The organism is Pantoea conspicua (assembly GCF_002095315.1).
Classification (GTDB): domain Bacteria; phylum Pseudomonadota; class Gammaproteobacteria; order Enterobacterales; family Enterobacteriaceae; genus Pantoea; species Pantoea conspicua.
Genome location: NZ_MLFN01000046.1, coordinates 21,434 through 36,494 on the forward strand (window position 1 = coordinate 21,434; position 15,061 = coordinate 36,494).

The 15,061-nt window shown below is 55.8% G+C and carries 11 protein-coding genes and 3 pseudogenes; 7 read left to right on the forward strand and 7 right to left on the reverse strand.

What is annotated here, in order from left to right:
• Window positions 1-101: 101 nt before the first annotated feature.
• From fadD to HA41_RS21120, 5 genes and pseudogenes are all read right to left on the reverse strand, one after another.
• A pseudogene (gene fadD / locus HA41_RS14905) lies at window positions 102-1,777 on the reverse strand (long-chain-fatty-acid--CoA ligase FadD).
• A 207-nt stretch (window positions 1,778-1,984) separates the two neighbouring features.
• On the reverse strand, window positions 1,985-2,578 hold the full coding sequence (locus HA41_RS14910; RefSeq protein WP_094121435.1) for a Slp/YeaY family lipoprotein: 594 nt from the start codon (window positions 2,576-2,578) through the stop codon (window positions 1,985-1,987).
• Between the two features lie 60 nt (window positions 2,579-2,638).
• Entirely contained in the window at window positions 2,639-3,337 is a 699-nt protein-coding gene (tsaB, locus tag HA41_RS14915; protein ID WP_094121436.1) for a tRNA (adenosine(37)-N6)-threonylcarbamoyltransferase complex dimerization subunit type 1 TsaB, read from the reverse strand.
• Between the two features lie 44 nt (window positions 3,338-3,381).
• Entirely contained in the window at window positions 3,382-5,292 is a 1,911-nt protein-coding gene (yoaA, locus tag HA41_RS14920; protein WP_094121437.1) for a DNA repair helicase YoaA, read from the reverse strand.
• Between the two features lie 596 nt (window positions 5,293-5,888).
• Complete coding sequence (locus HA41_RS21120; protein WP_167373385.1) at window positions 5,889-6,056, reverse strand: hypothetical protein; 168 nt, start codon at window positions 6,054-6,056, stop codon at window positions 5,889-5,891.
• A 178-nt stretch (window positions 6,057-6,234) separates the two neighbouring features.
• Between HA41_RS21120 and HA41_RS14925 the strand changes: the two genes are divergently transcribed.
• Window positions 6,235-6,699 carry a hypothetical protein gene (locus tag HA41_RS14925; RefSeq protein WP_244175130.1) on the forward strand — a complete coding sequence of 155 codons (465 nt, stop codon included), beginning with the start codon at window positions 6,235-6,237 and terminating at the stop codon, window positions 6,697-6,699.
• Between the two features lie 66 nt (window positions 6,700-6,765).
• The gene (locus tag HA41_RS14930; RefSeq protein WP_094121439.1) at window positions 6,766-7,110 is read left to right on the forward strand and encodes a RidA family protein; all 345 of its coding nucleotides are present in this window, start codon (window positions 6,766-6,768) and stop codon (window positions 7,108-7,110) included.
• A gap of 12 nt (window positions 7,111-7,122) precedes the next feature.
• On the opposite strand, the gene HA41_RS14935 is transcribed toward HA41_RS14930, so the two are convergent.
• Window positions 7,123-7,308 carry a YoaH family protein gene (locus tag HA41_RS14935; RefSeq protein ID WP_094121440.1) on the reverse strand — a complete coding sequence of 62 codons (186 nt, stop codon included), beginning with the start codon at window positions 7,306-7,308 and terminating at the stop codon, window positions 7,123-7,125.
• A 109-nt stretch (window positions 7,309-7,417) separates the two neighbouring features.
• On the opposite strand from HA41_RS14935, the gene pabB reads away from it, so the two are divergent.
• The 4 genes and pseudogenes from pabB (at window position 7,418) to HA41_RS14955 (ending at window position 12,688) form a co-directional block, all read left to right on the forward strand.
• Window positions 7,418-8,776: an aminodeoxychorismate synthase component 1 gene (gene pabB, locus HA41_RS14940; RefSeq protein ID WP_094121441.1), complete on the forward strand. Its 1,359-nt coding sequence runs from the start codon at window positions 7,418-7,420 to the stop codon at window positions 8,774-8,776.
• Window positions 8,777-9,340 carry a CoA pyrophosphatase gene (locus HA41_RS14945; RefSeq protein WP_094121442.1) on the forward strand — a complete coding sequence of 188 codons (564 nt, stop codon included), beginning with the start codon at window positions 8,777-8,779 and terminating at the stop codon, window positions 9,338-9,340.
• A gap of 187 nt (window positions 9,341-9,527) precedes the next feature.
• Window positions 9,528-10,892, forward strand: a complete 1,365-nt coding sequence (locus HA41_RS14950) for an L-serine ammonia-lyase (RefSeq protein ID WP_094121443.1) — start codon at window positions 9,528-9,530, stop codon at window positions 10,890-10,892.
• Window positions 10,893-11,117: 225 nt separating this feature from the next.
• A pseudogene (locus HA41_RS14955) lies at window positions 11,118-12,688 on the forward strand (EAL domain-containing protein).
• 98 nt (window positions 12,689-12,786) lie between these two features.
• Here the strand turns inward: HA41_RS14955 and HA41_RS14960 are convergent.
• Complete coding sequence (locus HA41_RS14960; RefSeq protein WP_094121444.1) at window positions 12,787-14,358, reverse strand: TerC family protein; 1,572 nt, start codon at window positions 14,356-14,358, stop codon at window positions 12,787-12,789.
• A gap of 504 nt (window positions 14,359-14,862) precedes the next feature.
• On the opposite strand from HA41_RS14960, the pseudogene HA41_RS14965 reads away from it, so the two are divergent.
• A pseudogene (locus HA41_RS14965) lies at window positions 14,863-15,048 on the forward strand (PTS sugar transporter subunit IIA domain-containing protein); the annotation flags it as partial.
• Between the last annotated feature and the right edge of the window lie 13 nt (window positions 15,049-15,061).

The following is a 15,061-nucleotide window of genomic DNA, read 5'->3' on the forward strand; positions in this document are numbered from 1 at the left end:
AGCGTCAGAACCGGATAATGACCACGCCCACAGGGCGTAGTTTTCAGTCAGCAATAAAAACGCAGGACATGCCGGCGTCTGACCTGAATCCTTGCCCAGGCTTAGCTTGCGCCGGGTTTCGCTTCGGCGCGCAGTTCGCGCCGCAAAATTTTGCCGACGTTAGTTTTTGGCAACTCCTCACGAAACTCGATGATTTTCGGCACCTTGTATCCGGTCAGCTGACGGCGGCAGTGATCGAGCAACTCCTCTTTGGTCAGTGAGGGATCTTTCTTCACCACGCAGACTTTGACCGCCTCGCCGGAAAGATCGCTGGGCACGCCGATAGCGGCCGCTTCACGCACTTTTGGATGTTGCATCAGCACATCTTCGATCTCGTTCGGATAGACGTTAAAGCCGGAGACCAGAATCATATCTTTTTTACGATCGACAATGCGAATAAAGCCTTCCTGATCAACGGTAACAATATCGCCGCTATGGAGCCAGCCATTTTTCAACACTTCCTCCGTAGCATCCGGACGTTGCCAGTAGCCGAGCATCACCTGAGGACCGCTGATACAGAGTTCCCCTGGCTCACCCGGTGAAACTTCATTACCGTTATCATCAACAATCAGGACGTCGGTTGAGGGAACCGGTAAACCAATACTGCCGGTGTGACAGCTGATGTCGTAAGGATTCACCGACACCAGCGGCGAACATTCGGTCAGGCCATAGCCCTCCAGCAGATAGTGACCAGTCAGCTTTTCCCAGCGTTCTGCCACCGCTTTCTGCACCGCCATCCCGCCGCCGGCAGAGAGCCGCAGCGTACTGAAATCGAGTTTATTAAACTGCTCATCATTCAGCAGTGCGTTAAACAGGGTATTGACGCCGGTAATGGCGGTGAACGGAAATTTCGCCAGCTCTTTCACAAAGCCTGGAATATCGCGTGGATTGGTGATCAGCAGATTTTGTCCACCCAGTTCCAGAAAAAGCAGGCCATTTACTGTCAGGGCGAAGATATGATAAAGCGGCAACGCAGTGACCACGCACTCTTTACCGTCTCGCAGCACTTTACCGTAGGTGGCTTTGGTCTGTTCAAGATTGGCCTGCATATTGCGGTGAGTCAGCATCGCGCCTTTGGCAATGCCGGTGGTGCCGCCGGTGTACTGCAGAAAGGCAAGATCGTCATTGGTCACCGTCGGCCGCTGGTAAGTCAGCGTGGCACCGGCCTCCATCACCTCACGAAATGAGATCGCGCCCGGCAGATGGTATTTAGGCACCAGTCGTTTGACATATTTAACGACAAAATTGACCAGCGTGGCTTTTACCGGGGCCAGCTGATCACCCATCCGGGTCAGGATCACATGGCGGACAGCGGTTTCTGCCACCACTTTTTCCAGCGTATGGGCAAAATTCGATACAATAACGATGGCGCTGGCACCGCTGTCATTCAGCTGATGCTTGAGTTCACGCGGCGTATAAAGCGGATTCACGTTTACCACCACCATGCCGGCACGCAGCACGCCAAACAGCGCCACCGGATACTGCAGCAGGTTCGGCATCATCAGGCGACCCGGTCGCCCGGTTTGAGTCCCAGTTTCTGTTGCAGATAAGCCGCGAAAGCGCGACTTTTCTCTTCCAGCTGGCGATAGGTCATCTTCTGCCCCATGTTCCAGAAGGCAGGTTGATCGGCGTAGCGTTTTGCGGCCTGCTCAAACAGATCCACCAGCGAAGTATAACGATCTGCACTTATTTCGGCAGGCACATCTGCCGGGTAGCGTTTCAGCCAAACCTTATTCAAGGATCCACCCCGATAATCATGTTGTATTTCCATCGCTGCCTCAGCCAATCTGGTTTGTTAACAATATTTTAACTGATTGTACCAGTTTGCCTGTTTCGGCATGTTGAGGTTGCGAAGTTCATCACTAAATTTCGTGCTGATAAAACAGCCAAATAAAAAGCCCGGCGGCGAGCAACGCTACCGGGCTAAAAAAAGGGGACTTCCGGGTTACTCAGTCAGAATCGTTTCTACCTGAGCCGGGCCGCTACTGTACATTCCCCAGTAGGGATTCGGTCCCCAGTAGCCAGAACGATGACGCGTCGGACCATACCAAATCCACGGATCGATCGGCTGCGGCGGAGTCATCACCTGCCTGGTGAGATGCCAGCGCTGATAACCCCGTACGTCAATCACCACAAATTTGTAGTTCGCTTCGCCGATTTTACCCGGCTCAGTGCCTTTGATGGTTCCCAGCACCGTGACAAACTGATCTTTTACATCTATCGGATCAACGAAACCGTGGATGTCGGCATAAATGCGTCCTACCGAAGCGGCACCCAGCCGGGGCCGGGCACTCTCATCCAGTGGCTGCGTGGCGATCTCCAGCCGGGTTTTGCCATTAAGGTTGGTGACATTGACGACTTTGCCGCCAAAACGCGACTCCTGGCCAGTATAGATGGCCGGATCGTTCATTACCCGCAACAGGTCCTGTTGCGGCTGCGGTGAACTGCCCTGCAGCGTGTCAGGAATCGACACACAACCTGTTAAAACCAGCGTACAGGCCAGCAGCAGACCTGTTAGCCCTTTAGCGCACATTGACATAGGCGTTCTCCAGTTACGTAATGGCTTAGACTGGACGCATAACAATAAGTTGCGTGCGATCTAGCGGCCTGGCAATTTTTTCCATGCCACTTCATTACGCAGATAAGTGGGCTCGGCATTTTCTGGCTGCAGCGTCATGCCCTGCTGTAAGGCAAGGGTCGCTAGCGGCAGCATATCTTCTGCCGCCGGTAGCGTGACCTCACTGGCATGGAGCGTCAGCGCATGGCCCTGCTGCAGGGCAGGATAGGCCTGCCAGCCGGTGCCGGCAGTCATCCATTCGCCGGACAACGCCTGCATCCTGGTCAGTGCGGCTTCAGGTGACAACACGCTTTCGCTGGTTTCGCCCTGCCAGACGCCGCTTTCGTCTCGCTGGTACTCGGCCCAGTAGACTTCACCCATTCGCGCATCAATAGCGGTTAAAACGCGGGTCGCGCCCTGCAGACGCCAGGCACCTTCAGCCAGCGTAGCCAGGGTAGAAATACCGATCATTGGCAGCGCTGCGCCCAGCGCCAGACCCTGAGCGATACCAATACCGATGCGCACGCCGGTAAAACTGCCGGGACCACGGCCAAAGGCCAGTGCGTCGAGTTGCGTCAGGTCGAGCTGCTGCGCCAGCAGTAACTCTTCAATCAGCGGCAAAATGCGCTGTGTATGGTCGCGCGGGGCGATCTCAAATCGGGCATCAATCTGTTGCTGATTCAGCAAGGCTGCTGAACAGGCTTCTGTCGCCGTATCCAGCGCTAAAATTCGGGCTGACATGACCACCTCAGGAGAAGGAAAACGGCGCGCATCTTAACATAAAATCAGGCGTCCGGTTGCTGACGTATAAAGGCGATGGCGCGCGAAATGTCGCGGGTGCGTGGCGTCGGCGGCAGACTGTTGAGAAACAGCGCACCGTAAGGACGCGATACCAGCCGCTGATCGCAAATCACCAGAACGCCACGGTCGTCGGTATCCCGGATCAGTCGCCCGACGCCCTGCTTCAGGGTGATCACCGCATCAGGCAGCTGTACATCGTTAAACGGATCGCCGCCGCGAATGCGGCAATCTTCCATCCGCGCCTTTAGCAACGGATCTTCCGGTGAGGTAAACGGCAGTTTGTCGATGATGACCAGCGAGAGCGCATCGCCGCGTACGTCGACCCCCTCCCAGAAGCTGCTGGTTGCCACCAGTAAAGCATTACCTTTATCGATAAATTGCTTCAGCAACTGGCCTTTGCTGGTTTCGCCCTGCACCAGTACCGGCAGCGTCATAGAGGCACGAAACTCTGCCGCCAGCTCACGCATCATCAGATGCGAGGTACAGAGAAAGAAACAGCGCCCTTTGTTGGCATCAATCAGCGGTTTCATCATGGCGGCCAGCTGTCGAGCGCCGCCAGGCCGGTTAGGTTCAGGCAGGTTGCGCGGCACGCATAACAGGGCCTGCTGCGCATAATCGAACGGGCTGTTGAGAATCAAACTCTTTGCGGCGTTGACGCCCAGCCGCTCGGCGAAATGCTCCATCTTCTCATCCACCGCCAGGGTGGCCGAGGTGAAGATCCATGCTGCTTTGCGGTTATCCATCACCTCACGGAAGCGTTCTGCCACTGACAGCGGCGTCAGTGCCAGAATAAAGTGACGCGAGGTGCATTCATACCAGTAGCTGTAGCCCGGCTCGTTGATGGCACGCAGTCGCTTCAGCCGGCCACGGTAGAGCGCTGCCCGTTCAAACGCCGCGTCGAGCAGCGCTGAACGACCCAGCGACAGTTTGATAACGTCGTAACAGAGCTCAAGCGCATCATCCAGTAGCGTGAACATGCGCAGAATAGTGTTATCGCTCAGCAGTTCGCGCAGATTACCGCGGTAGCCTGGATCGCCTAACGACAGGCGAAAGTCCTGCGCGCACTGCGCCAGGCGGTCGGCAGACTTCTGCAGTTGCTGTACGTCGCGTACTTCAGTGCGATAGGCGGTAATAATATCTTTTGCCAGGTCAAGCAGTTGCCGGCTGGAGAGCTGCTGGCCGAAATACTGGCTGGCGATATCGGGCAGCTGATGGGCCTCATCAAAGATCATCACATCCGCTTCCGGGATCAGCTCACCGAAGCCGCCCTCCTTTACCACCAGATCGGCGAGAAACAGGTGATGGTTTACCACTACCACATCTGCGTCCATTGCCCGCTTACGTGCCTTCACGACAAAGCACTCTTTATAGCGCGGGCAGTCGGTGCCCAGACAGTTGTCGTTGGTGCTGGTAACCAGCGGCCAGACCGGGCTGTCTTCCGTCACGCCCGCGCAGCTGCTGATATCGCCATCCACCGTCTGCGACGACCAGCTACGCAGCGTCACCAGATCGGTCAGCGCCTGAACGGTAAGATCGCCGCCCGCCATTGATTGCTGCTCCAGCCGCTCCAGACAGAGATAATTGGAGCGCCCTTTCAGTAAGGCGGTTTTCCCTTTGAATTTAAGTGCATCAATCATGGTAGGCAGATCGCGTCCATACAGCTGATCCTGTAAGGCTTTCGATCCGGTCGAGACGATCACTTTCTTGCCGGCCCGCAGTGCGGGTGCCAGATAGGCGTAAGTTTTACCGGTGCCGGTACCCGCTTCGACCACCAGCTCGCCCTGCTCTTTTACGGCTTCGGATACCGCCTGCGCCATTTCACGCTGTGCGTCGCGCGGCTTAAAGCCCGCTATCGCCTGCGCCAGCGCGCCATCAACTGCAAAATCGTCTGCCACATACCCTCTCAAAGAACGGCAAAAACACTGTAATTATGTCAGTATTAAATTCACAAAGCAAAATCGAATATAATCAATTATTTAACGATATTGGGGCTGACAAATCTGGCATGAAGCACCTCAGGCCGACGGGTAACAGATGGGGAAAATGTGTCGCTGACGTGCTCATCTTGTCGGGTAAACCCACCAGGCTAAACGGCCCTGCGGAAGCCGGACGAGGTTCAGAAACAACAAAACCGCCTGAGTGACGGTTTTGTTGGAATGACGCGTCGGTTGCGTCGCGTGATAACAGCAGGTGATTAAAAAATCCCGTTAGCTACCGAGGGTGAGGCTGGCATGAGACGTTAAATATCTTTTTCTAACGGGTCCTGGCCGGACTCCTCATCCTCTTCTTCATCTTCCGGATAGATTTCAGCGTCATCAGGCAGCGGTTCATCGTAATCAGGACGTTCAGACATAAATACCTCCGGTGATAAATAGCAGTGCTGCTATTTGATCTCAGCATAGTTAACCGGAACCTTCTCCCGCCCGTTTTTGGCTGAAAGTGTGAGTTAAGCGGTAAAAATCCCGCTGTGTTCCCCTGGCTGCCGTGGACGCTAATGATGAACGTAAAAAGCTCCCGCCAGCATGATGACGAAGAGAACGGCAAAGGTGATAAAACCCTGCTTCGCACCACGCGACAGACCGACGAACGCCGACACCACAATAAACAGCAGCGTCAGCGCGCCTGCCATTACCCAAAAAAGATACTGCGTATTCGCCATGCTTTAATCCTCATCCTGTGGCGTCATTTATCGGCTGATTTATATCATTTTTCCGTCCCGGGTGCGCCCTTTCCGTTGAACGCGGCACGGGTCTGCGTCCTTCACTGCGCCAGACAGTGTGATGCAGCTACCAAATGCGAGGGATAGCAGCGAGGAAATAAGCGCACAGATTATAATCATGACATCACCTACCCTCAGCCTGCGCGCCGGTAAGGTGATGCGCCGTCAGCACACGACTGCAGACCGCCTCTACCGCACTGCCTGTCTCAGGCGGAGGAACATTATGAATCATTTCCGCATCGGTTCTCTTTTCGGCGTATTGCTGATGTATGGCTGTCAGGCGCCTACACCTGAACAAGCCCGACTGAATCAGCCGGTTTTCCAGGGACAAAGCACCCGCACGGTGCCGCAGCTTAGCGACTGTATTTATCGCGGCTGGTCCACCACAGAGGTCATCGCCAGAGATAACACCACGCATACCCAGCCGCAGGGTGAGCAGATCACCATCCTGACCTGGGAAGATTCGATCTTTGCCGATGTAACGCCTCAGCGACAGGGTGCTGAGGTGAAGTTTTTCACCACTTTCAATATGGCGCCTCAGGTGATGGCTGATCGGCAGGCTATCGTCAGGCGCTGCCTGTGAGGCTAAGAGATGACAGCAGCATAAGGAATGTGCCAGGCTAATGCCCATCAAACCAGGGAGAACAAGATGAGCATTACCCGCATCGATCCGGAACATCGTATGTCCGAAGCTGTGATTCACAACGACACTATCTATTACACCAGCGTGCCGGAAAATCTGGAGGCGGATGCTGAAGCGCAGACAGCCAATGCGCTGGCGGTGATTGATGCCCTGCTGACGCGACTGGGTAGTGATAAGAGTAAGATACTGGACGCCACCCTGTTTCTGGTGGACAAAGCGGACCTGCCCGCAATGAACCGCGCCTGGGACGCCTGGGTTTGCCCCGATAACGCGCCAGTACGCTGCACGGTTCAGGCAGGTTTAATGAATCCGAAATATAAAATCGAAATAAAGATTATTGCCGCACGCTAAGCTCGCCGGGCGTTATTCGTCTTCGTCTTCGTCGTCGAACATCGCCCGGATCTGTTCACCTTTATGGTTCTGTCGAATTTCCTGGGCCACCTGGGCGATCGCTTCGCCGCTCGACAAGCCTCCCGCCATCAGTTCCTGAATACGCTCGACGGCCTGCTGCTGTTGCTCATGAGAGAGAGCCGGTAATCCTGTAAACATGTTTCACTCCTGCTTTGGGGCAGCGATTATCACACGCGGAACAAACAGGTGCCAGTCGGGAAAAATATGGCAGTCTGGCGACCTCTTTGCTTTCTGATTTGTCTGCCTGATGATTGTTAAAACCCTCAGCCTTGATTATACCCCGGATGCACTTAATCAGCGTTTCGCCCCGATTGCCGATCAGCCGTGGGCCATGCTGCTCTCCTCTGGTGATGCCGACCACAGTGACAATCGGTTTGACATTCTCACCGCTGAACCCCGCGCCACGCTGGTGACCCGGGGTGAGATCACGCAGATCACCGACGCCCGTGGCACAATCGATTCCCGCGAGGATCCGCTGTTGCTGCTCCAGCAGCAGTGCGATGCGCTGGGTGTAACGCCCGTAGCCAATGCGGCTCTGCCGTTTCAGGGTGGCGCGCTGGGCCTGTTCGGCTACGATCTGGGACGCCGGTTTGAGCAATTGCCGCAGCAGGCGCAGGCCGATCTTGCCACTCCGGATATGGCGGTGGGCATTTATGACTGGGCATTAATCGCCGATCACCATCGCCAGACCCTGACACTGCTGGCATTGCAGGATATTGACGCCCGTGCCGCCTGGCTGGCGCAGTGGCCTGAACGTGATGCCGCCCCGTTCAGCCTGACCAGCCATTGGCAATCCAACCTGGATTACGCTGCCTACGCCGCGCGCTTTTCCGCTGTTCAGGCCTACATCCAGGCGGGCGACTGTTATCAGGTCAATCTGGCCCAGCGTTTTCAGGCCGGTTATCAGGGCGATGAATGGCAGGCATTTTGTGCGCTGAACCGCGCCAATCGCGCACCGTTCAGCGCCTTTCTGCGTCTGCCACAAAGCGTCATCCTCAGCCTGTCGCCAGAGCGCTTTCTGTCGCTGAATGAAAAACAGATTGAAACCCGACCGATCAAAGGCACCCGTCCACGCTGTGCCGATCCGATCGCCGATCGGCAGCAGGCCGACGCCCTGCAAAACGCAGAGAAAGATCGGGCCGAAAATCTGATGATCGTTGATCTGCTGCGCAACGACATTGGCCGTGTGGCCGTGCCAGGCTCCGTCAGCGTGCCTGAACTGTTTGTGGTTGAACCCTTTCCCGCCGTGCACCATCTGGTCAGTACGGTGCGGGCGCAACTGCCGGACGCGTTGCAGGCGACCGATCTGCTGCGCGCCTGTTTCCCCGGCGGCTCAATCACCGGCGCGCCGAAAATCCGGGCGATGGAAATTATTGATGAACTGGAGCCGCATCGTCGTAATGCCTGGTGCGGCAGTATTGGCTATCTCAGCCTGTGCGGCCGTATGGACAGCAGTATCACCATCCGTACGCTGATTGCTGAGGGCCAGCAACTCTACTGCGCGGCGGGCGGTGGCATCGTCGCTGACAGCGAACCGGAAGCGGAATACCAGGAGACGCTGGATAAAGTGAGCCGCATTCTGCCGGCACTGGAACGGAGGGTCTGAATGGCGCTGACGCTTGATACCTTTCGCAGCCGATTCCTGTTGCAACCGCCGCAACATAACACGCAACACCTCGCCGGACGGCATGCTGCCGTGCTGGTACCGATTGTGGCGCGGCCTGAACCCGGCCTGTTATTGACCCAACGCTCCCATGCGCTGCGCAAACATGCCGGTCAGGTTGCGTTTCCTGGCGGCATGCAGGATGAGTCTGACGCTTCACTGATCGCCACTGCCCTGCGGGAAGCTCAGGAGGAAGTGGGTATCTGCCCCCAGCAGGTTGAAGTGTTGGGCACGCTGCCTGCCGTCACCAGCAGTACCGGCTTTCAGGTCACGCCGGTGCTGGGGATCATCCCGCCCGATCTCCGGCTGCAGATAAATCCGGATGAAGTACGAAGCGCTTTTGAGATGCCGCTGGCCGAAGCTTTACAGCTCAGCCGTTACAGTGCGCTGGAGGTCCATCGGGCTGGCGTACGTCATCCGGTCTGGCTCTCCCGCTATCAGGATTATCTGGTCTGGGGCATGACCGCTGGCATTATCCGCTCGCTGAGCGAGCAAATTGCGTTCTGACGCTCACTTTCGCCTTTAACCTGCCCGATTCCGGCCTGCTGACTCGCTGGCCGCGCTATAATTTTTTCTATCACTTTTGATAAGTTTATTTCATGCGAAAAACTGCTCTTTTACCCGGCATGACTATTACTATTAGCGCCATAAACTGCCCCGGCAGACTGAGAATAATTTGTGAGGAGTGTCACCTGTGATTAGTGTTTTCGACATGTTCAAAGTGGGGATTGGCCCATCAAGTTCGCACACTGTCGGCCCGATGAAAGCGGGTAAACAGTTTGTGGATTTGTTATCCGAACAGGGAAAGCTACAGGAGGTGACGCGCATTGCGGTGGATGTTTACGGCTCGCTGTCGCTGACCGGTAAAGGGCACCATACCGACATCGCGATTATTATGGGTCTGGCCGGTGCATCCCCCGACACCGTCGATATTGATGCCATCCCCGCTTTTATCAAAGACGTCGCGGCGCGCGAGCGTTTGCTGCTGGCCAAAGGGGCGCATGAGGTTGATTTCCCGCGCGAGGGCGGCATGGTGTTCCGCAGCGAAAACCTCTCACTGCATGAAAACGGGCTGCGCCTGCTGGCGTTCGCCGGTGACCTGCTGATTCTGTCGAAAACCTACTACTCAGTGGGCGGCGGCTTTATCGTTGATGAAGAGCATTTTGGGCAATCGGCACTGGATGAAGTTTCGGTCCCCTGGCCGTTTCACTCCGCCAAAGATCTGCTGGCACACTGCCATGAAACCGGGCTGTCATTATCCGGGCTGGTGATGAAAAACGAGCTGGCGCTGCACAGCCGCGACGAGATCCACGCCTACTTCGCCACTATCTGGCAGACCATGCAGGCCTGTATCGATCGTGGTCTGAATACCGAAGGCGTGCTGCCAGGCCCGCTACGCGTGCCGCGCCGTGCTGCCTCGTTACGTCGCTTACTGATCTCTTCCTCTAAACACTCTAACGATCCGATGATCGTTATCGACTGGATCAATATGTTCGCGCTGGCGGTGAATGAAGAAAATGCGGCTGGTGGCCGGGTGGTCACCGCGCCGACCAACGGCGCCTGCGGTATCGTGCCGGCGGTCCTCGCCTATTACGATCACTTTATTGAGCCAGTCACGCCCGATATTTTTCTGCGCTACTTCCTCGCGTCTGGCGCCATTGGCGTGCTGTATAAAATGAATGCCTCGATCTCCGGTGCAGAAGTGGGTTGCCAGGGTGAAGTGGGTGTCGCCTGTTCGATGGCGGCTGCCGGTCTGGCGGAACTGCTGGGCGGCAGCCCGGAGCAGGTCTGCGTGGCCGCGGAGATTGGCATGGAACATAACCTGGGTCTGACCTGTGATCCGGTCGCGGGCCAGGTTCAGGTCCCGTGCATTGAGCGTAACGCGATCGCCTCGGTTAAAGCGATCAACGCAGCGCGTATGGCCCTGCGCCGCACCAGTGAGCCGCGCGTCTCACTGGATAAGGTGATCGAAACCATGTATGAAACCGGCAAAGACATGAACGCCAAATACCGTGAAACCTCACGCGGTGGCCTGGCAATTAAAGTGCAATGCGATTAAGCGAAACGTTTCATTGCTTAATTAATGCGCAACTGTAATAAAATCCGCATCCTGCGCTATCTCAGCGCAGCCTAAACCGGTAGAGTGTTTTCCGCGCGACTGTCCTGGTCGCGCAACATTTCAGACCCGCTTTTCTGCATTCCGGCCTCAATGTTGATCGGACCGTGCCGATAACAACCCCGTTATTTTTGGCTTTTTTCTGGTTTTTTGGGAAGGTGGTTATTGATGCTCATGGCCCAGCAATTTGTTGGACAATTCAGACGCAAGCGTTTGCTGATTGCGCTGGCAATCGCCACCGTGGTGCTGATTCTGACGCTGGCATTTCGTTATATTGAAGAGAAGTCGCGAATTGAGCAGCAGGCGATAGATTTCGCCGATAAGGCCATTTTGCGTTTTGACCGGATGTTTTCACCGCTTGATGTCTCTGCCAATAACACGCTCGGGCTGGTGGGGGTGCCGTGCCGGGATGTGCGTTTCCCGCTGATTGAGAAAATTTCGGCGTTGCAGACGGTGCGCGCCATGCTGCTGGTCGATAATGACGCGATTTACTGTTCCAGCATCTTTGGTCCGCGTGACATTCCGTTTAGCGAGACCTATCCGGAACTGGCCTTTAACGGCCAGCGTATGACACTCGCCACGGATAATTATTTATTAAAGGGCTCACCGATTTTATTGCTGTGGACGCCGAGAAGCCTGGATAACCGCTCGGGTATTTTGCAGGTGATTAACATCGAAATGATGGGTAATTATCTGCTGGAGCCGCAGCTGCCGTGGGTGGAGCGTGCCATCTTCAACGTTAACGGGGAGAGCCTGGAATATGGTAATCCGCTGATTGAACCGACGCAGCCGTCCGAAGATGAGGTGACCTATAACCAGACCTCGCTACGCTACCCTTATTCCCTGACGCTGTATGGTCCTTCGCCGACCCGGCTGGCCCTGCACACGCTGCCGTCGCAGCTGCCGCTGGCGCTGCTGCTTAGCCTGCTGATGGGGTATATCGTCTGGCTGGCCACCGCCAATCGCATGAGCCTGAGCTGGCAGATCAGCTATGGCATCACCGCCAATGAGTTTATGGTCTATTGCCAGCCGTTGATTAACGCTAAAAGTGGCGAGTGTGACGGCATTGAGTTACTGCTGCGCTGGCATAATGCCCGTCAGGCTGGATCGCTCCCGATGTCTTTATTCCGCTGGCAGAACGACAGAACCTGATTAAGCCGCTCACCCGTTTTGTCCTGAATGAGGTGGTGAAACAGTTGCCTCATCTGCCTAACTGCCCCGGTTTCCACATTGCGATTAACGTGGCGGCCAGCCACTTTCGCGATCGCGCCATCCTGCAGGATCTGCAAAACCTGTGGTGGCCCGCTAATCCGATACCGAAACTGGTGGTTGAATTAACCGAGCGGGATGCCCTGCCGGTGGTCGATCAATCAGTCATCGCCCAGCTGCATGAGATTGGCGTGCGGCTGGCGATTGATGATTTCGGCACCGGTCACAGCTCGCTCTCCTACCTCAAGGACCTGAAGCCTGACGTGCTGAAGATCGACAAAATCTTTACCGCCGCCATCGGCACCGACGCAATTAACGCCACCGTGACCGATATGGTGATTTCCCTGGCGCAGCGTCTGAATATCAGTCTGGTCGCGGAAGGGGTTGAAACAGCAGAACAGGCCGCCTATCTGCGGGCGCGCGGCGTCGATCATCTGCAGGGCTACTACTACGCCCGCCCGATGCCGATCGGTGATTTCCCCGGCTGGCTGGCAAAGCACCAGCCAGATGCTGAACCGTTACCCGTCTGAGGACAGGCTGCAAAGAAAACAAAAAAGCCGCTGCATCACTGCAGCGGCTGACCGGACAAAGGAGCTGATGTTACCGTAACGGCTCTGCCGGTAACGCCTTAGCGCTCCTCTTCCTCATCCAGCGGCTTATCTTTGGTGACCCGCACCAGATCGATCCGGTAATCGGTCGCTTCGATAATCCGGAAGTGCAGCGGGCTGATATCGATCACTTCGCCTGGCTGAGGTAGCTGCCCTTTCTGGGCAATCAGCAGGCCCGCCAGCGAGGCGTGATCTTCATCCGGATCGACCAGTTGGTGGAAGTCGAGCAACTGTTGCAGCGAGTGCAAATCGGTGCCGCCTTTCACTAACCAGCCGTCGCCATCGGCGATGATATCCGGCGTTTCATCCTCATCCGGGAATTCACCGGCAATCGCTTCCAGCACGTCCAGGGGCGTAATCAGGCCCTGCACTACACCAAACTCGTTGGTCACAATCACAAAGCTGCCTTTGGCCCGGCGCAGCACCCCCAGCAGGTTGATCGGGTCCAGCGTTTCCGGCACCACGATGGTCGGCGTATTGGCGGCAAAGGTCGCCACATCGACGCCGTGCTCCAGCGCCACCAGCAGCTCTTTGGCCCGCACCACACCCACAATTTCATCCAGCTCACCGCGACAGACCGGGAACAGGCTGTGCGGCGTATCCAGCAGCTGAATGCGAATCTCATCCACCGGCCGATTTGCATCCACCCAGGAGATTTCACCGCGCGGCGTCATAATGCTGCGAATCGAACGGGACGCCAGCGTCAGCACACCGTTAATCATATAGCGCTCTTCATCTTTAAACGCTTCCTGCGGCATCGCTTCGGTGAGCGCTGACTCTTCGTTATTGCTGCTGCTCGCCGTCTGGGCACGATTGCGACCGCCCATCAGTCGCAGAATCGCCTCTGCGGTTCGTTCACGCATCGGCCGGTGCGACTGATGGCGAATGAAGTTTCGACGGGCAATCTGATTAAACAGCTCAATCAGGATCGAGAAGCCAATCGCCGCATAGAGGTAACCTTTAGGAATGTGGAAACCAAAGCCTTCTGCCACCAGTGACAGGCCAATCATTAACAGGAAGCTCAGACAGAGCACCACCACGGTCGGATGCGCATTCACAAAGTTGGTCAGCGGCTTGGAGGCCAGCAGCATCACACCCATGGCGATCACCACGGCGGTCATCATCACCGGCAGATGGTTCACCATACCCACAGCGGTAATCACCGCATCCAGCGAGAACACCGCATCCAGCACCACAATCTGCGTCACCACTGCCCAGAAACTGGCATAACCCCGGTTGCCGGCGCCCTCGAGCTGGCGGTTCTCCAGCCTTTCGTGCAGTTCCATCGTCGCCTTAAACAGCAGGAACAAACCACCCGCCAGCAGGATTAAATCCCGTCCGGCAAAGCTGAAATCGCCTACGCTGAATAGGGGCGTAGTGAGCGTCACCATCCAGGAGATCAGCGACAGCAGGCCCAGACGCATCACCAGCGCCAGCGACAGGCCGATCAGCCGCGCTTTATCACGCTGCTTCGGCGGCAGCTTGTCCGCCAGAATGGCAATAAAGACCAGGTTATCGATACCCAGCACGATTTCCAGTACCACAAGCGTCAGTAAACCCGCCCAGATTGAGGGGTCGAATAGAAATTCCATTAATGACTCCCGAACGAGGAACAGTGTGAACCGATGCGTGTCAGCGCGTTAAAGCGTGACAGAGTGACGATCGGAAAAGCGGTGAAAACGCCAGCAGGCGAAAGGTGACGCGCCGGAAGGCGCAAAGAACAGGTTAAGCGACGTCGGTGACGATCCATAAAGGTGGGCTGAGGCCCGTTACTCCTGAATAATAAACAGATCGTTAATGTATCAGGTCGCGCTTTGGCGTCAAAAAATTTTCTTATTTTTACAATCTGCTGATCCAATGACGCAGCGCATTTAATTGCAGGTTCGGTTAATCAGGCTGCGAATAGCTGACAGCCATCACATAATTTATTTTTTCGATCACTAAAATAAATCGCGACTTTACGACCTTATCGCGGTTACCCGATGATTTTGCGGCACTATCCGGAACCATCGGTAGCAGAATTTTCGCATAACCGAAGCGGTAAATCATACAGTTCATTGACTCAGATGAGCTTCTCAAGCGAACGGAGGTAGCAAGTGACCATTGCGATTGTAATTGGTACACATGGCTGGGCAGCGGAACAACTGCTTAAAACAGCAGAGATGCTGTTAGGCGAGCAGGAAAATGTCGGATGGATCGACTTTGTGCCTGGCGAAAATGCAGAAACGCTGATTGAAAAGTATCAGGCGCGGCTGGCGGAGCTGGATACCGCGCAGGGGCTTTGTTGAATAAATC

Bases quoted from the DNA above. Each gene is read 5' to 3' on its own strand.
- HA41_RS14910 (WP_094121435.1), bottom strand. From the start codon at position 2,578: ATGTCAATGTGCGCTAAAGGGCTAACAGGTCTGCTGCTGGCCTGTACG.
- tsaB (WP_094121436.1), bottom strand. From the start codon at position 3,337: ATGTCAGCCCGAATTTTAGCGCTGGATACGGCGACAGAAGCCTGTTCA.
- HA41_RS21120 (WP_167373385.1), bottom strand. From the start codon at position 6,056: ATGGCGAATACGCAGTATCTTTTTTGGGTAATGGCAGGCGCGCTGACG.
- HA41_RS14925 (WP_244175130.1), top strand. From the start codon at position 6,235: ATGACATCACCTACCCTCAGCCTGCGCGCCGGTAAGGTGATGCGCCGT.
- HA41_RS14930 (WP_094121439.1), top strand. From the start codon at position 6,766: ATGAGCATTACCCGCATCGATCCGGAACATCGTATGTCCGAAGCTGTG.
- HA41_RS14935 (WP_094121440.1), bottom strand. From the start codon at position 7,308: ATGTTTACAGGATTACCGGCTCTCTCTCATGAGCAACAGCAGCAGGCC.
- pabB (WP_094121441.1), top strand. From the start codon at position 7,418: ATGATTGTTAAAACCCTCAGCCTTGATTATACCCCGGATGCACTTAAT.
- HA41_RS14945 (WP_094121442.1), top strand. From the start codon at position 8,777: ATGGCGCTGACGCTTGATACCTTTCGCAGCCGATTCCTGTTGCAACCG.
- HA41_RS14960 (WP_094121444.1), bottom strand. From the start codon at position 14,358: ATGGAATTTCTATTCGACCCCTCAATCTGGGCGGGTTTACTGACGCTT.